Source organism: Paenibacillus allorhizoplanae (genome assembly GCF_927798215.1).
GTDB lineage: Bacteria > Bacillota > Bacilli > Paenibacillales > NBRC-103111 > Paenibacillus_E > Paenibacillus_E allorhizoplanae.
Map to the genome: position 1 here is coordinate 565,947 of NZ_CAKMMW010000003.1, position 19,967 is coordinate 585,913.

A 19,967-nucleotide genomic window follows, 5' to 3' on the forward strand; every position below is an offset into this window, starting at 1 on the left:
ATTTCGTTCCGTCATTGAAGTAACTAAAAAGTCCGCTTGTTCTCCGAAGCGTAGCCACAGAAGATTAAGCAGACTTTTTGTAATTCAATAAACAATTGTTTTTCGCCAGGAAATAAAGCCAACCTAGTGTTTAACGGACGCAGGAAACGTTATTAAGCGACAAAGTAGCCATTACAAATTCTAACGGACAACATGGCCGTTATTCCCCTGATTAGGGCACAATTTTGCCTCCAAAACAGTAAATAACGTCGCTCGTGTCCGTTACACGAGGACACTGTCTGCTTTATTAGAAATAACGTCGCTGGTGTCCGTTAAACGGGGAACATACTATCATTGTTAGGTACGTAATACAGCATATACTCCCGCTTGGTTCATGAAGTAAAGCCCTCCCTAGATAAATAACTCCATCTGCTTAACGTCCCCTAGTCTTTCCAGCGAAATCGGCGCATGATCACGGAAATAAGCTTGATTGATTTCCTTTTCTTTGGTCATGACCAGTTTACTTCCATTGGCTGCCTGTCTAAGCCTACAGCTAAAGACAACTGGGAAATAGTCCTTGAGGAATTTGCCTTCCGCATGCGCAGTCAGTGCGATGATCTGGAAGCCAAGCTGTTCCGCGATAAAAAACACAGGACTTAACACATGGTCACTCGATGCCTTCCCGAACGGATTGTCGAGGATCACGGTGCGATGCCGCTTCATGTTCGCTTGAATATGTTGGCGTTTCTCGGCGACATAGTTAAGTAAGCCTAAGAATAATGTCATATTTTTGCTCCATTTTTCCCCGCCAGACCAATTGTTCGACTGTTCCCATGAGAAGGAAGCCTTCGTTACGTTATTTTCATTGGTGACTTTACGGCAGGAAACTTTCATGACTTTTTCTTGCAAAACAATTTGCAGAAGCTGCTTGGTATCCAACCATTTTTCGAGCTCCTTGCGAACCGTTGATTTCACTTCTTGATCGTTCTCATCACGGTAATGGCCTTTTTCTAGTTCGGTCAAAACCCATTCTAGATGCTTGCGCAAATGATCTTTCGCCTCAAGTTCATCCCATTCAGGAATGAGAAAGGAGAAAATATGCTTCCACTGATCTTCAACTTTAACTCTCGTTTTATTGGGAATATCTCGAAGTTCAGACGCGATCAGCTTCAAATGGCTGTGCACATGAATGATATACTGTTCAAGCTGCTGATTGTGTGTGCGCATCGTCTCTTCCGCGACTTGATTGACGCGTTCAATGCGGCTGTGCATTTTATGCTGAAATTGTGTCAGCTCCACATAGTTGTCTTTGTTCTCGACACCTTGCTCAGCCATATCCCTCATCTTGACATCCTTAATTTGTTTCCGGCAAAAATCAATAAAATGCAGCCTGGCCTTTTTCACCGTCGACTCTTCCGCTTCTAGTTCTTTCATCAAGGCGATTAGCAACGCCACAGATTTCCGTACCCATCTCATGCGGTCATTCAGAAACTCCGCTTTCTGCTCCTGTGTAATAAAAGCTGCTTGAATGAGTGGATTTTCAAACCCATGCAAAATTTTGTATTGATTTAAGTAATCGATCACATCTCCGATTTTACTTAATTGCGCCTGGATTTGCGTGTGTTGCTGCTGTAAGCCCAATTTCTGCTTTTGCAGACGTGCATCCTCACTCTGGACTTGGGCATCCACTACGCTCAGAGACTCCGTAAAGCTTAGTGGCCGCTCACCCTCGTGTAAACCACTATACTGCTCAATCAGTAATTTAATTCGCGCTGTCAATTCATTAAATTGTTTGTCGACCCGCACCAATTCTTCCTTATCGCGTGTCAACCGTGATTCGTGTTCCTTGAGCTCAGACAATAGCTGTGACATCTGATCTTCACCCGTCACAGAAAAAGCAAGCTCCTCGTTCAAGTTCAGATCCGCTTGTTCCAAGCGAAGCTTGTTCATCTCTCGCTCCAACGTTGTTCTGCTAGCTTGAGCATGCTTTAACTCCGTTTCCAGCTGCTGGCGCCCTTGGGAAATATGATTGAGCTTGAGATGCAAATCTTTTCTCTCTGTTTTCAACCAATCTAAGCTATACTTCGCTTCAATAGGCTGCACATCCACTAGTTCGATATATAGATCTTGACTTAACAGACTCGCTTTCTCCGTTCTCAAAACGCTCATTCTGCCCTTTAAGGACTCGCTCTGCAGCTTCGCTTGCTCCATTGAGCGCCGTCTGCCCTCCAGCTTATGCTGCTGATCGTCAGACTGCTGGGCAAGCTGGTCGATCGCCCCGTTCAATGTCACGATTTCTTTGCCCAGCTCAACATACTTCCGCCCTTTTTCAATCCACTGCCCGAGCTGAATCATTTCCTCTTTTTGCTCATCCAGGACGGTATTATGCTGCTGAATCACCTGCTCTGCCTGACGAATGGATTTCTTGATGGCATCCTCTTGGCCTTCTAGTTCACGCACAGAATCGCGCGCAAGTCCTACTCGCCTTTCCATTTCTTGCACAGCCTCAAGCGGATATTGCAAGAGGAATCGGCTAAACGCAGCTTGAAGCTCAGAAGTACGCTGCAGATCACGTTCCTTTTCTTTGCGTGCTGTCCGAACTTCCTCTCCTTTCAAGGAGATCGTATGCTTCCAGTTGATGAATTCTGCCGCCTCCGCATTATCACGCCAATGCTGCGGTTCAACCCACGCGCTATCCTCCGCTGCCACCGGTGCATCACTACCCGCTAGACGCGCCGCTTCCTGAGAAGAGATTACCTGAATCGGGAACTGCATATCTTCCGCATACTGCTGCAGCTTGCTTGTAACTAACCCAACTTCACCTTCCGTCGTAATCAACGTGACGGACCATAGAGGATGCGTCATCGCCCGCTCGGTTAACTTCAAACTCTGCAAATATTGAATACCTGTCTCCAATAACTTGAACTGGTTTCTCCACTTGTCCACTAAGCCCGCCACATAGACATCGGCAAAAAATATGGGCTGAGAGCTATAATCATCGATATAGCGAAAAGCAAGACGCTCTTTCAGCAAGTAAGCTTCTTTCTCGAGCAGGAGCTTTGCCGTATCCTCACTAAGTCGTTCTTCAATCGAACTCTGCTTCTCATAAACAGACGTGAGTCTTCCCCATGAAGACCTGTAAGATGCGATTACTTCAAGCATGGATTGCTGCTCTTTTTTAAATGATTCGAGCTTATGCTCTGTATTGGCCCGCTCCACGAAGGCAGCCTTGAGGCTCTCACTCACGTCTGCAAGTTGTCTCTCACTTTCCTCTTTGCCCAATGCCAAATCCTTATTCTTCTGGACCAGCTGAACATTACTGTCATCCAACTTCTGATAACGTTGACTCCAGTCTGCCATGCTGCCCTCCATGCTCTCGACAGCAGGATTGGCCAAAACATTTGCCCTCAGCACATCTCTATCTTTCTCGCGGGCTTGTACAAGCGATCTATGTTCAATGAGTTGCTTGTTTAATAGCTCTAATTCGCTTGAGAGATCACGCAGAATCGTTTCCTCTAGGTTCAACCTATTCTGATGTGCAGCTTCTTCCTGACTGAGCTTCTCTTGTTCAGCCTGCCACTCCTGCTCCATCTTGCTGAAAATACCGCGAATTTGCCCGCCATTCTGGCTCCATGCGTTCCGCAGAACATCCTCTTCTTGGGTGTGACCGAATTGTTCAAGTTCCCGTTGCACGTAGTTCATACGCTCCTCGGCCGAGGTCCACTGCTGCCTGTAATCGGCCAAACGCAACGAATAGTAGCTCTCTTTCGCACTTCGGACAAGTTGTTCTTTGAATTCAACGTCATCCTCAATCAGCTTGAGCTTCGTTTCCAAGACAGATTGCTCCTGCTGTTGCTTCGCAATATGCAGCGATTCCTTCTTCCGAGCCAATACCTGCAATTGCTCATCGCATGCCGATATCATCTGATGCCACCCCGAGAGCTTGGCGGTTTCCTCATTCTTCTGCCCACCAACGAGCAGCCAATAGGCCTTCGTTTCAGCTTGTGCAGCTGCATAAGCCACCTGCCTCGTATCCATCGTGGCATAACGAAGCACATACTGGTCCAATTCAACGAGTATTTTTTTGTTTTCTTCAATTTTTTCTTTTAATTCTTTATATTTTTTGAAGCTATCCCTATGCATTTCAAAATTATTCGCGAACTCGCCTTGTTCATAGCCAGCCATCGCATCTTCAACCGTCGGGATTAACAAACGATCAAACAACTGGCCCGTCGTTTTGCATTCGTCAAAGAAGCTCTCAACCCCGCCCTCCGAGCTATTGATCTTCGCAATCCGTTCCCATTCTGAAGCTATAATATGGTAATCATTTTCCAATATTTTTCTGTATTCTTTCATCGAGGCTGGCAGCTTCGCATTCATTCTCTTCACCGTCATCTGGTGATAATAATCATGAATTTCACCTTTATCCGCTGCTCGCAAATGGCCCGCGCTTTCTTTCACAAAAGGAATCCGATCAATCGCGTCGGGATCAAGTACTGGATAGTCATACACATACCGATAAGAATCAATCCCTGTTGCTGTCAAAAATAAGCTGATGCAGGTCACGACATATCGCCGAGGCCGCTCGCTTAGAATCCACTCGATCGCGATGTGTGCAGGGCCATTTTCGAGACTTAACGTATCTTTAATTTTACGCCCAGCTAGCTCCTCATGTGGCAAAATGGCTTGAATAGCAGACTGGATGAAAACCGTCTTGCCTCCTCCATTTTCCAACAGAATCGCGCCATTATGCCCATCGAAATGAAACAACTCGTCGTTGTAACGCTTATTTCCGTCCTCGTAGACGACATTCGTAAATCGTATTCTAGAGATCGCTGGCATGTTCGCTTCCCTCCCCCTCAAATGCATCATGGCTTTGATATAAAAACTCCAAAATACCACGGTTATACTCTAGTTCCATAAAATAGCGCTGCACAACCACTTTGGCCTTTTCGGTCAATGTAATTTCCTGATTGCCAATATCGATCACCAATTCTTGCGCGATGAGAAACTTGCGGACAGAATCCATGAAACTAACCCGGCTGATCGTATTCCCGCTTTGCCTCGCGGCTGTCTCCTTGATATCATCCATGGCACTCCATTTTTCAATCAAGGCTGTCCAGTTATACGAGAATTCCTTCTCCATCTCTATTAATTCCGCTTCCGGATGTGTTTTCAATAAGGCAATTCGCTCATTCACAAGCGCTGTCCACTCTTCAATCCCGATAAAACTTCTCGTGGGCTCCATCGTTTGATAGCTATCATAGAAGGCACCAATAAGCACAATAATGCTGACATACATGAGATAAAGATCCGCATTCACAGCGTTCGCCCGCAGATAAGTGCGTTTAATCACTTCGTTATTCATATGAAAAGGCGATAGCCTTGTCTCCGGAATCATATACAGTTGTTCGCCAGCAATGATCGTTACGCAATCGACTTCTCGCGCAAATTGATCCACAAGTCCGCGGACCACGTCGTCCGCCATGTAGACTTGGAGCCACTCTTTCCCCACCTCGTTATCGCGAGCGAGCAACGTGTAGATCCGAAAAGCTTTCATTACTGTTCCATTTTCAAGTCCGATTGTCATCCTGTTCTCCCCATGAAATCAACATATTCTGTATGCTAAACCTGTCATTCACCTGAATGATCTCCTGTTGTTCAATAACGACCAAACAGCGGCTTCCCAGAAGCGCATACATATCTTCCAGTAATGTCGCCTGCTCCTCATTCTGCTGCTGATCCATATCCACCGCCCGTAAGGGGCTTCTCTGATGCAGATAAATCCAAAAATCGTAGAAAGCTCTCTCGCTCAGCAATCTTGCATCTTCACGTATTTCGAACTGTTCGATGAAAAGTTTCACTTCAACTTGGCCCTGCTCTTCCATCATTTGCAGAAGGAGCTCCATCAGATGCTTGTACAACTTTTTCTGCATCGTCTGGTACCGGTATTCATCGCTGTCTCCGCCAATTTCCAGAAACGTATCCTCACGCTCCTGTCCAGTGCTATCCTCAAGTAAATTTTGCTCAGACCATACCGTTAACAGCGACCACATCTTCGACTCTTGCACAGGTAAGAACGGAGCAATAACACCTTTCATTGTCTCCAATGGCAACGGCGTACTAAAAATAAGAGAAGCAATATCCTGATCAAAATTAAAGGAATCTAGTCCGGTATAATACAAGGATTCTTGCGCTGCGCCCAAGGCATGTGATTTCAACACCATACTCTGGTGAAAAAGAACGGAATGCTCGCCATGTACCTTCTCCAGTTCATTCGATATCCGTAAAATTAACTCATAAGGTCGTTGATCCGTCTGTCTAACGGTCTGTGCCTGAACGCGATCCTTGGTCTCTTTGACGAATTGGCGTAATTCTTCAAACTCCTCATTCTCCATTTGTAATCGCAAATAAATATCTTCTAGCAGACCTTTATATCGTCCGAACGTTTCCTCCGATACAATGTTTCTTTTCAACTCGTGCTCGAGCTTAATCATCCGTTCCTGCAAAGCTTCCACGTCGATCCGCATTTCGTTAATTTGCCGCAGAGCGCCTTCAAACTCACCCTTTTCCAACTGTTTGCGCAATACCAACTGATGAATGGACAATTGAAATTCGGTGTAAAATTCCTTGGTCGCAAAAATAAGCTCCAACCCATCCTCGTCGAGCGTGTAGTATTGCGTATTCGTTTTTAAATCGAAGGCATTCGCTTTTAGAATCGATATGTAAATATGCTCCCGCACCCCAGACTCCCAGTTCATAAACGTAAAATCCCGCTTCTTCCCTGTCGTCGGGCGAAACACTTGTGTGATCTGCCTAGCTAGATCCTCAAATCCCGCTTCATCTAAATCAATGAAGATTCCCGTCACTTTGAGTAGAAACTCGGCTAAGTCTTTGACACCCGCCTTGTTATTTCGCATCAATTTCTGCTCGAAAAAGTAAAGCAGGGTTAGAAGCCCGAGTTCCATAAAATCAATGGGTTTGTTCTGTCGATCTGTTTGGCGCTTTCTCTGCAGCTCATAGAGCGGGTCGAAAAGTGCCAGCTTGGTCATTCGTTCCCGAAACCCGGAAATCACCTGACCAATTTCTACGTAGTCCATGCTGTGTGCCTCCAAATTCTGCAAAGCTCGTGTGTCGATAATACTTCTTGGGGAAAATAGCCCCCCGTTGTTAGACATTGGTTAATAATTTTCTGTTCTTCCACCGTAAAATGAAAGAGAAAATCCTGCAACGCTTGCTCATGGCCACGTTGGTTTTCTTTTCCGTTTGCAAACTCTAGGCTCAGACATGCTCTGTAAAAGGGAAGGGCTAGATTGCTCTTTCCCTTGCTTCTCTGTTATCCATTTCTCATCTGCAACTAGCTCAAAGCTGCGCTCCGGCGCCGGTACTGGGGTGGTTGGAAGCTTCCCCCGCTTCAAATAAGCGTCAATCCGTTTCAAATAGGGCCTGTCTTGCTCCCAAACTTCCGCTCCTACCGAATAGTAAGTATCCAGTTGAATATCAGGATGCAGCAGCATCCTGGCCTGATGGATGTCCTTATGCGTATCTACTTTTAACCGATTCTTCTGCACGCTATATTGATAGGCAAGGGATGGTCGCTTACCCGTTCTCCCTTTGCTCTGAACCATCTGAATGATCCCCTCAGCTTCAAGCTCAAGTACCGACTGAGCGAATTGTTCGTAGGTACATGGCTGGCCTTGAAATAAAGCTTCTAATTCGTGAAGTGAGACTTTGCTATTCTTTATCTTTTGCAAATATGTACGAATGATAGAGTTGGGATTCATGAACGCATGCTCCTGTTTGAGAATATATCCACCTTACATCATAACCGATTGTGATCGTTCAAACCATTGATCTTTGACGGATTCCAGAAATAAGAAAAAAGTCTGCTTGATCTCCGATGCGTGGCCGCGGGAGAATCGACAGACTTTGTTTTATATAGAAAATTACGCTTGGAATATTCCTTCTAATTTAAAGACACAGTCAGGTGAAAAGTCGAAGCTGAAGAGAAAATCCGCCCGCCACCACATATCCCCCGCACACTTGAATATATTTAATAACAAGCTTTATTCCCCTATGTCTGATTAGCGTTCTGCTTATCATAAACGCCAAGGAGGTGTCCCCATGACAGAGCCCTTATTTATCGTTTCCAAAGAGGATTGGTCACTCCACCGCAAAGGATACCAAGATCAAACCAGACATCAAGAGAAGGTCAAAGATGCGATTAAACAGAACCTTCCTGATCTGGTTACAGACGAAAGTATTGTCATGTCCAATGGTAAACAAGTCGTGAAGGTACCGATAAAAAGCTTAGACGAATATCGCTTCCGCTACAACTTCAACAAAGGCAAGCATGTTGGTCAAGGCGACGGTGATTCACAGGTTGGCGATGTACTTGGAACAGACCCGCAGCCTGCCCAAGGTCCTGGCAAAGGCGAAGGCGCTGGCGATCAAGCCGGCGAGGATTATTACGAAGCGGAAGTCAGCATGGAAGAGCTGCAAGCGATGCTGTTCTCCGAGCTCGAGCTGCCGAATTTGCAGCAAAAAGAGAAGCGGAATATGACATCCACCGAAGTTATTTTCAACGATATTCGTAAAAAAGGGATCATGTCCAACATCGACAAGAAACGGACGATCCTCGAAAATATGCGCCGCAATTCGCGCGGCAGCTCGCCGGGAATCCATCATATTTCACCAGATGATTTGCGGTTTAAAACATGGGAAGAAATCGAAAAACCGCACTCCAATGCGCTCATTATTGCCATGATGGATACCTCTGGTTCCATGGGCTCCTTCGAGAAGTACATAGCCCGCAGCTTCTTTTTCTGGATGACCCGCTTCTTGCGCACGAAATACGAGAACGTTGAGATTGTGTTCATCGCGCATCATACCGAGGCCAAAGAGGTGACAGAGGAAGAGTTTTTCACGAAAGGCGAAAGTGGGGGCACGATCTGCTCCTCAGCTTATCAAACGGCCATTGATATTATTGATAAAAGGTACCCCCCATCTCAGTTCAATATTTATCCCTTCCATTTCTCGGACGGCGATAATTTAACATCCGATAACGAGCGCTGTGTGAAGCTGATTACACAATTAATGGAACGTTCGAATATGTTTGGCTACGGGGAAGTGAATCAATATAACCGCAGTTCAACGCTGATGTCCGCTTTCCGCCATATCAACAATCCGAAATTCTTGCATTATGTCATCCGTGAAAAAGGTGAAGTGTATAAAGCGTTGAAAACCTTTTTTACCAAACAGGAAGGAGTGCCTGCACAGTGAGTAAATCCGAAATCCAAAAGCTGGAATATGCTATTGATGAAATCACGGAGATCGCGAAAGGCTTTGGGCTCGACTTCTTTCCCATGCGGTACGAAATCTGTCCGGCGGAAATTATTTACACCTTCGGTGCCTACGGGATGCCGACACGCTACAGTCACTGGAGCTTTGGTAAAAATTTTCATCGCATGAAAACGCAGTACGATTTTGGACTTAGTAAAATTTACGAATTGGTCATCAATTCGGACCCGTGCTACGCCTTCCTTTTAGACGGAAATTCGCTGATTCAGAATAAACTCATTGTCGCGCACGTGCTCGCCCACTGCGACTTTTTCAAAAATAACGCACGCTTCTCCAAAACGAATCGCAACATGGTCGAGAGCATGTCCGCTACAGCTGAACGCATCCGCCAATATGAAATTGAGCATGGAATCGATGAGGTCGAACAATTCATAGATGCCGTTCTCGCCATCCAAGAGCACATTGACCCTGTACTAACGCTAACGTATGGTCAGACTCGCAAACGCCAAGAAAATAACAAGGCAGCTACACCAACCGTTCGAGGCGAAGCCACATACGGGTATGAGGATTTATGGGACTTAGATAGTCGAAACAAGCCTATTGTCTCCTTGGATAAAGAAGATACGAAGCGTTTTCCACCGAAACCGGAGAAGGATCTCCTTCTTTTTATAGAGGAAAATGCCCCTTATATGGAAGAATGGCAACGAGATATCCTGACCATGCTGCGTGATGAAATGCTCTACTTCTGGCCGCAGCTCGAAACCAAAATCATGAACGAAGGCTGGGCCTCCTACTGGCATCAACATATCCTGCGTGAGTTGGATTTAACCGAGGAAGAAACGATCGAATACTCCAAGCTGAACTCCTCCGTCGTCGTTCCCTCTCGCCATTCCTTAAATCCTTATTATCTGGGTGTCAAAATATTTGAAGACATCGAAAAACATTGGGATGCTCCAACCGATGAAGAAATCCGCAGATTCGGGCGGAAGCCTGGGCAAGGCAGGAAGAAAATCTTCGAAGTTCGTGAATACGAGTCCGATACCTCGTTTATCCGCAACTATTTAAATAAGCCACTGGTTGAAGAGTTAGATCTGTACGTATTTGAGAAGAAAGGACCTGAGTGGAAAATCACAGACAAAACGTGGGAGAATACGCGGGATCAGCTCATTTACTCCAGAGTAAATGGAGGATTCCCTTACATCGTTGTTGAGGATGGCGACTACCAGCGTAACGGGGAGCTGTATCTGAAGCATGCTTTTGAAGGTGTGGAGCTGGATTTGAAATATGTCGAGCGGACGCTGCCGTATATTTATAAGCTGTGGGGTAAGACCATTCATATGCATACGATGGTAGAAGATAAGCCGGTGTTATTTAGCTTTGATGGGAAGAAGCATCATCGGAGGTTTCTGTAAGAGAAAGCCCAACCCAGGGGGTTGGGCTTTTGGTTGTGCATTTATTTCGCTAAAAATTGCAGGCCCATAGTCCGATATAGAAATGGTTAGATACTCAGAAATAAAGGAGGAATCTCATGGACATTCCAGCTATGTCAATGGTACTAGCCCAAAACAATTTATCCCAAGCGGTTGGAATAAGCGTTTTGAAAATGGCGAAAGAGCAAATGACCGAACAAGGCCAGCAAGTGGTCCAATTGATTGAACGCAGTGTGCAGCCGAACTTAGGCGGAAATCTTGATATAAGTGTTTAAACCCTCAATCACGATTTAAAAGCAAATAAGGGATCTACGTTCCTCTTGGTAACGTGGGTCCCTTATTTGCCCTGCCGTCGAGAGTTCTGAGACTGAATTGCATGAGCTTCGCCTCCTAACATGTATTTCACGTTGACCGCTGCAAAAATTCACTAGCTCATTCGTTTGTAAATTCATGTCTCTCACATGTATAAACCAACGAACTGAGACTAACATTAACGAAGTTACTTTACCTCAAAGCCAAAGGAGACTTCGTTATGCAACAGGAAATACAGCCCAATTATCAAACGCAAACTACGCCGAACACAAACCACGGCGGTCATGAGCTTTTCGATTTACATGAAGTGTTGGCCTGTACCATCAATGTGCTGGACCAATTCATGATGTTTAGACAGTTTGTACAAGACAGCGAGCTGCTGGACATTCTGGATCGTCAATACCAGTTCACACTTGCCCAGTACAATTTAACCGCTGAGTGTTTCACAACCGGGCTTAAGCCAAGCCAAGAAACGTCCACGTATATGATTAGGCAATTATCAGAGCCGATCTACGGCATTAAGCCAACTGCGCCGAAAAAGCCTAACCAGTCGCTCGCTGATGTGAAGGATGCGGGAATAAGCGGACATATGCTTGGTCTGGTCAAAACGCATGCATCGTTGCTAACGATGACAGCCGTGGAAGTGACGAATCCCGTTGTTCGGCGTGTATTAGCTTCTCAGGTACAAAATTTCATAGAAATGGCTTATGAAATCTTCCTTTATCAAAATAGACTTGCTTACTACCAGGTGCCACAATTAGAAGCGTCCGATATGCAAAGCATGCTAACAGCATTCGTCCCCGCAACCGCGGCGCCACAAATGCCGCCGAATAACAGAGGGGCAGCGTCTGTTCACTAACTAGCAAATTGTGAAGCCCAGCATCGGCCCAACGGCCGCTGTTTGGGCTTTTCTCATATTTTAGCCAGAGATATGGAGGTCAATCACTTATGGTGACTTTGCAGCTTACGAACAATGACGACAACACGAACAAGCTATCCTGGTGGCAGTTAACTTTATTCGGAATTGGCTGCACCATTGGAACAGGTTTCTTCCTAGGTTCTGGCATCGCCATTCAGAAGAGTGGGTTTCTGGTTATCGGAATATTTTTATTGGCAGCACTAGCCACCTTATTTGTATATGATGCCTTAGCACAGATGACGGCTGCCAACCCTGAAAAGGGGTCTTTTCGTAATTATGTGAGGGAAGCGTATGGCCGCTGGGCAGGATTTGGCGTGGGATGGTTATATTGGTCCTCAGAAATGCTTATTCTCGGCAGTTCCTTAACGGCAATAGGAATTTTCACACAATTCTGGTTTCCTAACCTGCCACTCTGGTTGTTGACCGCTATCTACTCATTCCTTGCCCTCCTCGTTGTTATCCTTGGCTCGAAAGGAATTAACAAAACTGAGAATATATGCGCTATCGTTAAAATGGGAGCCGTATTTCTATTCATCGCCATTGCAGGCATCGTTTTCTTCAAAGGAAGTCATGGCATAAACACCATTCAAAGCAGCACGACCCATTGGTTTAGTTCTGGTTGGACCGGCGCATGGAAAGGACTTTTGTATGCGTTTTATGCGTTTAGCGGTATAGAAGTCATGGGCTTTATGGCTGTCCATTTGCAAAATCCCAAAGAAGCCTCTAAGGCTGGAAGACTTATGCTGCTTACGATCACAGTGCTCTATGTGCTAGCTCTTAGTTTAGCGCTTCTTTTTATTACCAAAGAGCAGTTAACACCTGATAAAAGTCCCCTGCTTCTCGCTCTGAGCATCATGGGATTACCTATTCTCGTTCACTTGATGAATGGCGTTCTGATTGTCGCAGGATTTTCTATTCTCGTTGCCTCGCTATACGGCGTATCTACGATGCTGGTTGCTTTAGCGGAAGGCGGGGATGCCCCGCCATGGCTAGCCAAAAGGAAAGGCAAAAAGCAATTACCACTATATGCACTAGGTGTGAATACGATCGGGCTGTGTGTTTCTATCGTCCTTGCGCTAGTGATGCCAAGCCAAATCTTTGAACATATAACCACAGCTGGGGGATTGGTCCTCCTATATACGTGGTCGCTAATCGTTGCATCTTATCTGAAACAACTTAAACCAAGCCTAAACGGGCAACTGAAATCTTGGACCGCTATCCTTCTTATCATGGCAGCTGTAACGGGTTCTCTCTTGGAGAAAACCGGAAGACCGGGATTCTGGACTAGCCTTCTTATCGTCATGATGATTATCCTAATTACATGGTGGATGAAGCATAAATCAGAACGAACAAAGCCTGTGTAACGATGTTCTATTTATGAAATAGTACGCCTACGGCTTTTAATTTATTTTTCATAAACGTGTACGGACATTTAGAAGGGACGCTTTCGTCATCACGCAAGAAGTATTGCTTCCATTCTTGGTTATCTGCTTGCCCGTACCATTTCAGAGAAGGATGAGCGGGGATACCGTCGTAGGCCTCTAACTTTTGGCGAATGCGCTTTTTCATATTGCGTCCAAAAGGGGTAGAATCGTTGATTTCTTCAAACACCCATCGCGGCTGGAAAGCAATGAGGAAATGTGGAAACATTCGGCTCTTTCTAACCACATGGGCAGGTGTTCCGCAAAAAGAGAAATAAGGCTGCCCATCACAACAAAACTCCCATGAATGGTGTGATGGATCCTTTGAAATATGTTCAGGCCATGGTGCCGTATCATTGGCGCTAACCCTTTTTAGAACAGACCAAAATAGCTCCTCGTAGTCTTCTACCGAGAAGCTATTCAGCATGTCTGCTGTTGTGTGGAAAAAGATAACAAGCGAGGCGAACTTCCCTGTCTCCCGTGAGCATCGGCCATAGGCTTGCAGGAGCTTGACGACGTCAATGACAGCTTGCTCTGATCTCGGATCTGCCGCAAAGCCAAAGCGCAGGTTATTGGTAAGGAAGCCTTGACGACCGGGGATACAAGGGTAAGCATTGCTTGGATCTGCTATCATATTGCCGAATTGGCGGAAGGCATCCTGTTTCCATGCGGCAAGGGTGTTCATATGTGTATCAAGCCAGTCTTTGGCATATAAATCAGCCATGTCGTAATAACCTCCTTCGTAAGTACGAAGCATACTATGCGAAGGAGATTAGATGGGTGAGTGTCCCGGTAGGAGGTACATTGGACTGGGAAACCTCTGACTAACTCAATAACTGCTTATAAGCTTGATAGCCAAAGTACATACCGAAGCCAATGAGAGATAGGCCAGCTATGACAGAAATCAGCTGCAAGGTAGTGCGATTTCCGAACTTGTGAAAGGAACTGGCGAGTGTGGCCATAGCAACATCCCACAGAAGGATGCCTACAAAGATACCGGAGGTATGCCAAAGCACCTGGGTAAGGCCATAATTTTGTACACTTTCGGCTAAAATGGAGCCATAAATGCCAAGCCAAAATAAGATATTTAGCGGATTGGTAAGTGCCATAACAAATCCGGAGCGGAAAGAGCTAACGCTGGAATGACTTTCAGAAGGGTTGTCTTTCTGAGTTATCTTCACGTTTCTTAGCGTATCAATACCCGTGTAGATAAGTACAAAACAGCCAAATAACCATAGAAATGTTTTCATAAACGGGGTGGTCAAGAAATGGGCTAAACCAAAATAAATCAGCAGCATATACAGCAAATCGGCACACATCGCACCTAGTCCGATCAACCACGCCGCAGTAAAGCCATATCTGGCTCCGTTGTCGAGTTGAGCAGCATTAATAGGACCAATGGGAGCCGATAACGAAATGCCAAGAAACAGATAAGTAATAAAAGCATCCATAGACTTCGCCCCCTGAATAGCAAATAACTTGTACAAGTTATTGTATGAGAGGCGCTAGTCCATTAGAAGATCAAATGATGTCAACGCGAATAGGTGTACACTTGTATCCATTGCAGAGACTTTCTGCGCAGGGACAAGCAGATATAGCCACAACCAGATCCATTTCTGCACGAAGCTCGATATAATCACCCGCTTTAGATAGAGGCTTCTCAATACTAATTTGTCCAGATGGCTGAATGATGGTGTTCATAAATATATTAAAGGGATAATGCTGATCTGGGGCGGGGATCTCAAATGGTGCCAGAGCTGCATTTAAGTTCATATAACAGCTGGTGTGGTCTCGCTTATTGTAAAGCAGCTCATACATTTCAGGCCGACAGGCCGAGTTAATCCAATCATGCTGTCCTACCGTATCCTTAATAATCGTGAACATAGGGCTATATTTATTAGAGTAGATCCTATCGCCGGGTTTCACTTTCATCGCATGTAAAGCGTCCATCGTAACGCTAGGGTCAAGCCGCTCGCTGATATCATCCTCACGATAAGCCACAAAGTCGGCAACTTGTTCTCCCTCTATATCGGTAACTCGAATCACTTGGCCCTTCTTGAGCTGGAAACCGAGGCCCTCTGTAGCCGGAATTTGCCATTGCTGTTTACTCATTCAAGTCCTCCTGCTTATAGGTAAGTTCCCCTTACAGTATGGCTTATCGTTTATGGATTTATGATAAATTGTGCTATTACTCCCAGCAAAAAGCCCAATCTCAGAGAGATTGGGCTTTCAGTTAGCTACTCCCACTTAAACGTAAACGTCGCCACAATAAACGACACGACCAGCCAGATGGCGAGCATCAGCCCTTCCTGCCAAAGATCCCCAATGCCCGCGCCCACATTCATAATCTGCCGAAGGGCAGTGCTGAGCTGAGTGATCGGAATCGATTTCACGATCGGCTGCAAGAACTCCGGCATGCTGGACACGGAGAAGAACACACCGCCCAAGAACATCAGCGGGAACGAGATTAAACCAGAAATCGGCCCTACGCTTTCTGGGGTTTTGGCCAAACCAGCGATAATGAAGCCGATCGACATGAACGTCAATGTTCCCATGACAACGAACAGCAGAAGCAGCCACCATGAACCGTTCACCTGCGTGCCGAAAATCAAAGCACCGACAAGCAGTACGATTAAGGCTTGCGCCGTGTTCATCACAAGGCGTGCAGTAATCTGCGCGGCGATGAACGTGGACGCCTTCAGCGGTGTACTTTGCATGCGTCGCAGCACACCACGCTCACGCCATGAAGCAATTTGTCCCGAAACGCCATTTAAGTTGTTGGTCATGATCATCATAGCCAGAATTCCCGGTACAAGGAAATCGATGTAGCGAAGCTGCAAAGCTTGCACGCCAACCGGTTCAATTTTAACAATTGGAATATAATTGGACATTTGCTTGGAAACGCCATCCGCTACTTGACCTATTGTTTGCAAACCGATCTGTGCACTCTGTTGGTTCGTTTGATCATAGTAAACCTGAAGGAAGCTGGCCTTCGAGCTATCTGCTCCTTTCAACCCGACTGCTTGCCCGTAATTCTTCTGAATAACGACGACCAACTTCTGATCCCCATGCTTCAGCTGCTCAAGTGACGTATCCAAGTCATCTGCAGGCTTTAGCTTCAAAATACTATTCGCTTGCAGCGCCTCCACCATGACTCTGGATTCTGCACTTTGATCCTGATCAATGACAACGCCATCGACGATGATGTCATTTCCCTTTCCGAGAAAGGAACCGAGCATAATCATGAAGAAAAGCGGCATGAACAAGGTGAATATCAACACTTGTCGATTACGGACAAAGAACCGAAGCTGGCTTAACGTCAATTGGATATAAGCATTCATTCTTCTTTCAAGCTCCTTCCGGTCATGGAAATAAACACATCTTCCAGCGTAGCCGTTCGTGTCTGCAAATCTGCCAATTGCCATCTGCCGCCAGCGCTTTTCTCTACAAGATCAATGAGAGATTCCTGCAGCTTATCTGTATAAAGGACGAACACATCCTTACGCACGTCAATGCCCTTGACTTCACGAATATCGCGAAGCTCCTCGACAACCGATTCTTTGTCCGCTTCCGCCAAATCTTGCAGTCTAAACTCTATCGCGCTATCCGATTGCAAGCTGCTCACAAGATTGCGCGGCGTATCCAATGCGACGACTTTCCCTTGATCCATTAAACAAATACGATCGCAAAGTACGTGCGCTTCCTCCATATAATGCGTGGACAGCACAATCGTTTTACCTCGCTCCTTCAGCTTCAAAATAATCTCCCACAGCGTTCGTCTAGCTGTCGGATCTAACCCTGTCGTAGGCTCATCTAAGAAGATGACCTTGGGATCATTCAAAAGCGCTAGACCAATGGCAAGCCGTTGCTTTTGCCCACCGGATAGATGCTTGACACGGCCGTTCTTTTTATCAACCAACGTCATATCTTCTAAAAGCGGTCCAATCGGAACAGAACTCGGATAGAAGCTGGCATACATCCGCATAATTTCCTCTACAGTCAACAACTCGAATAACGAAGTTGACTGCAATTGAACACCAATGACTTCCTTGACCTTACCCAAATCCTTCTGTGTATCAAATCCAGCCACAATAGCACGTCCGCCGTCAGGCTTCCGCAGCCCTTCGATCATTTCCATCGTTGTCGTTTTCCCAGCACCATTAGGACCGAGCAAGCCGAATACTTCGCCTTGATAGACCTGGAAATTAACACCTCGCACAGCTTGGAAAGACCCATAATTTTTAATTAAGCCATCCGCTTCAATAACAATGTGTGAAGACTCCATAACGCTAGCCCCCTCCGCTTCCAAATTTTACGTAACTCACCCTATCATACAAAATAAACGGCTACGCCGTCCAACAACACCCTGAAATATCTACTGACAGAACTAGTGGAATTCCGACAACGCGAATCGACGAACTTATTGAGAAAGGTATGATAATCTAAATATCTACTTAACAAACAAAATCAGAAGGAGATGTGTTGAAGTGAGAATGAATATTTTATTTAATAAAAAGCCGATTTCCGTTAATTTCGTCGGCACGGACCATAAGTTAATTCCCTCTTTGATCAACGCACTTCGCCATAACAAATTCACCACCATGAATTTAGTTAATTCGTTAGAGCGTGTAGATTTATTTAGTTCAGAAGCTATTTTATATGCCAAAGATGGAAATAAGGCGCGCATACCTATTTTCTAATTCTTGTCGTTACATAGATGTTTCTGAAAAAACGCCTACGAATGGTAGATTCCTTCGTAAGCGTTTTTTTTCGTAGATAAATAGGCATATCCCTCCTGCTCTTTTCATAGACTAATAGAAATGAATGAGACTACTACAGCTGGGATGGGGAAATCTATGAACCTTATTCGCATTTTCAAAGCGCATGCTGCTCAGCTACTAATCTATCTACTTATCATAATCATCAGTTTTGTATGGACCTTAATTTGGGGCCTTCACACCACCACTTCACAACCACCTCCAAAAGCAAGTGCCGAGTATAGCATTAAACCAGCGACAAACGGTGTCCTTCTGCACGTTATTCAAACTTCTCCTGAAAACATAGGACTCAAAGCCATTACAGCTAATGTGACCGATCGGCAGGACAATGGGATTAATGGCGGATTTTTCTGGCAGGGGTATCTGCTAAGCATCGCAGTGACCAATGATCAGCCTGTTAAGGGGCAACCTGGCGACTACGGCTCAGGCTGGTACAATACAGATCGCAAACGAGGGACACTTGTTTGGGATGAGAAAGCGCAAACCTTTACCGTCCAAATTGTCGAAAATGCTAGTGAGTTACAGGTGCTGGATCGCACCCGATATTGGGCGCAGGGAGGCGTAAGCATGGGGCTTACGAATCCAATGGGATGGGCCGAGCAAGCCATTTCGGAAGAAATGCCTGTCATTAACGAGAAGCGCATGCGATCTGGTATTGTGTATGATCGAATGAACAACGTGTATCTGGTGGTTGCGCCTACCCCTTGTACGGGTGAAGAGTTCCGTACAGCCGTACAAGAGCAGGTAGGGGAGAAGCAGTTGGTCGATGGGCTTTTTCTTGACGGCGATGGTTCCTCTCAACTGAAAGTCGCGAATTTCTTACTGCCAGGTGACCACCGCGAGGTGTATCAGATGATAGCTTTGTTGAAATAAGCGGAGGGAGGATCGAACAAAAAAGAGGAAACCCCGTACAATCAGGTGTTTCCTCTTCCTCTATGGAATCAAACTAGAACGTCACATGATCCGGATCTGGACCGATACGCTTGTTGACATTTAAAGCATCCACCAAAGCCATATCCTCAGCACTCAGCTCAAAATCGAAAATGTCCGCATTCTCTCGAATACGATGCTCTGTCACAGACTTTGGAATCGTTACGACACCATGCTGGATATCCCAACGCAACACAATTTGTGCTGCTGATTTGCCGTATTTAGCCGCAAGCTGCGCCAATTCAGGCTGGTTCAGCCTGCCCTGCATAAGCGGGCTCCACGCTTCCAATTGGATGCCGTGTTCACGGGTATACGTGAGCAGCTCCTTTTGCGACAGTTCCGGATGGTATTCCACTTGATTAACCGCAGGCACTACGCCGGTATCCTCGATGACATGCTCCAAATGAGAGATTTGGAAATTGCTCACGCCAATCGCACGAACATGCCCTTCGTTGTAAAGATGGACCAGCGCTTTCCACGTTTCGCGGTACGTTGCGGAGACGGCCCAGTGCACCAAATACAAATCAATCGTTTCCAAACCAAGTCGTTTGCGGCTCGCTTCAAACGCTTGCAGCGTAGACTCGTAACCCTGATCCGCGTTCCACACCTTCGTGGTTACGAAAATCTCATCACGCGGTACACCGCTTTGACGCAGACCTTGACCAACACCTTCTTCGTTGCGATAAACCGCTGCCGTATCAATGCTTCTATATCCTAATTGCAAAGCGGTTTGAACCGCTCCGATGACCTCTTGACCTTCCTTGCTTTTGTAAACGCCGAGACCCAGCCAAGGCATATGTACACCATTATTAAGTGTAACTCCTGCTGTAAATGCTTGATTCGCTTTCGTAGACATTCGTCATAACCTCCATCGGAATAAGATTAAAATGAGCGCATC

17 protein-coding genes are annotated in these 19,967 nt (G+C 45.8%); 7 read left to right on the top strand and 10 right to left on the bottom strand.

Annotation, left to right across the window (positions count from 1 at the left end):
* Nucleotides 1–390: 390 nt before the first annotated feature.
* From L6I86_RS08670 to L6I86_RS08685, 4 genes are all read right to left on the bottom strand, one after another.
* A complete protein-coding gene (locus tag L6I86_RS08670; protein WP_236286221.1) occupies nucleotides 391–4,821 on the bottom strand; it encodes a coiled-coil domain-containing protein in 4,431 nt (1,476 codons plus the stop codon).
* Complete coding sequence (locus L6I86_RS08675) at nucleotides 4,805–5,569, bottom strand: DUF6063 family protein (protein ID WP_276574820.1); 765 nt, start codon at nucleotides 5,567–5,569, stop codon at nucleotides 4,805–4,807. The genes L6I86_RS08670 and L6I86_RS08675 overlap by 17 nt, the downstream gene beginning before the upstream one ends.
* A complete protein-coding gene (locus L6I86_RS08680; RefSeq protein WP_236286233.1) occupies nucleotides 5,553–7,079 on the bottom strand; it encodes a replicative DNA helicase in 1,527 nt (508 codons plus the stop codon). Before L6I86_RS08680 ends, L6I86_RS08675 begins: the two co-directional genes overlap by 17 nt.
* A 138-nt stretch (nucleotides 7,080–7,217) precedes the next feature.
* Nucleotides 7,218–7,763, bottom strand: a complete 546-nt coding sequence (locus L6I86_RS08685; protein ID WP_236286235.1) for a hypothetical protein — start codon at nucleotides 7,761–7,763, stop codon at nucleotides 7,218–7,220.
* Between the two features lie 340 nt (nucleotides 7,764–8,103).
* On the opposite strand from L6I86_RS08685, the gene yhbH reads away from it, so the two are divergent.
* From yhbH to L6I86_RS08710, 5 genes are all read left to right on the top strand, one after another.
* Nucleotides 8,104–9,261, top strand: coding sequence for a sporulation protein YhbH (yhbH, locus tag L6I86_RS08690; protein WP_056624384.1), 1,158 nt, complete (start codon nucleotides 8,104–8,106; stop codon nucleotides 9,259–9,261).
* Nucleotides 9,258–10,691, top strand: coding sequence for a SpoVR family protein (locus L6I86_RS08695; RefSeq protein ID WP_056624388.1), 1,434 nt, complete (start codon nucleotides 9,258–9,260; stop codon nucleotides 10,689–10,691). Before yhbH ends, L6I86_RS08695 begins: the two co-directional genes overlap by 4 nt.
* Before the next feature lie 116 nt (nucleotides 10,692–10,807).
* A complete protein-coding gene (locus L6I86_RS08700; protein WP_236286237.1) occupies nucleotides 10,808–10,984 on the top strand; it encodes a YjfB family protein in 177 nt (58 codons plus the stop codon).
* Nucleotides 10,985–11,241: 257 nt separating this feature from the next.
* Nucleotides 11,242–11,880: a spore coat protein gene (locus L6I86_RS08705; RefSeq protein ID WP_236286239.1), complete on the top strand. Its 639-nt coding sequence runs from the start codon at nucleotides 11,242–11,244 to the stop codon at nucleotides 11,878–11,880.
* 89 nt (nucleotides 11,881–11,969) lie between these two features.
* Nucleotides 11,970–13,304 (top strand): amino acid permease, encoded by a 1,335-nt coding sequence (locus tag L6I86_RS08710; RefSeq protein ID WP_236286241.1) that lies wholly within the window; start codon nucleotides 11,970–11,972, stop codon nucleotides 13,302–13,304.
* Between the two features lie 7 nt (nucleotides 13,305–13,311).
* On the opposite strand, the gene L6I86_RS08715 is transcribed toward L6I86_RS08710, so the two are convergent.
* The 5 genes from L6I86_RS08715 to L6I86_RS08735 all read right to left on the bottom strand — a co-directional run bounded on the left by L6I86_RS08715 (nucleotide 13,312) and on the right by L6I86_RS08735 (nucleotide 17,646).
* The gene (locus L6I86_RS08715; RefSeq protein WP_236286244.1) at nucleotides 13,312–14,085 is read right to left on the bottom strand and encodes a YqcI/YcgG family protein; all 774 of its coding nucleotides are present in this window, start codon (nucleotides 14,083–14,085) and stop codon (nucleotides 13,312–13,314) included.
* A 100-nt stretch (nucleotides 14,086–14,185) separates the two neighbouring features.
* On the bottom strand, nucleotides 14,186–14,812 hold the full coding sequence (locus L6I86_RS08720) for a LysE family transporter (RefSeq protein WP_236286245.1): 627 nt from the start codon (nucleotides 14,810–14,812) through the stop codon (nucleotides 14,186–14,188).
* A 70-nt stretch (nucleotides 14,813–14,882) separates the two neighbouring features.
* Nucleotides 14,883–15,473, bottom strand: a complete 591-nt coding sequence (locus L6I86_RS08725) for a DUF1989 domain-containing protein (RefSeq protein ID WP_236286247.1) — start codon at nucleotides 15,471–15,473, stop codon at nucleotides 14,883–14,885.
* A 125-nt stretch (nucleotides 15,474–15,598) separates the two neighbouring features.
* Entirely contained in the window at nucleotides 15,599–16,702 is a 1,104-nt protein-coding gene (locus L6I86_RS08730; RefSeq protein WP_236286249.1) for an ABC transporter permease, read from the bottom strand.
* Entirely contained in the window at nucleotides 16,699–17,646 is a 948-nt protein-coding gene (locus L6I86_RS08735; protein ID WP_236286250.1) for an ABC transporter ATP-binding protein, read from the bottom strand. Before L6I86_RS08735 ends, L6I86_RS08730 begins: the two co-directional genes overlap by 4 nt.
* A 202-nt stretch (nucleotides 17,647–17,848) precedes the next feature.
* Here L6I86_RS08735 and L6I86_RS08740 point away from each other — a divergent pair, with 202 nt between their 5' ends.
* Nucleotides 17,849–18,061, top strand: a complete 213-nt coding sequence (locus L6I86_RS08740; RefSeq protein WP_173111184.1) for a hypothetical protein — start codon at nucleotides 17,849–17,851, stop codon at nucleotides 18,059–18,061.
* Nucleotides 18,062–18,217: 156 nt separating this feature from the next.
* Nucleotides 18,218–19,012, top strand: coding sequence for a hypothetical protein (locus L6I86_RS08745; protein WP_236286251.1), 795 nt, complete (start codon nucleotides 18,218–18,220; stop codon nucleotides 19,010–19,012).
* A gap of 73 nt (nucleotides 19,013–19,085) precedes the next feature.
* Here the strand turns inward: L6I86_RS08745 and L6I86_RS08750 are convergent, their stop codons facing one another.
* The gene (locus tag L6I86_RS08750) at nucleotides 19,086–19,925 is read right to left on the bottom strand and encodes an aldo/keto reductase (RefSeq protein ID WP_236286253.1); all 840 of its coding nucleotides are present in this window, start codon (nucleotides 19,923–19,925) and stop codon (nucleotides 19,086–19,088) included.
* Between the last annotated feature and the right edge of the window lie 42 nt (nucleotides 19,926–19,967).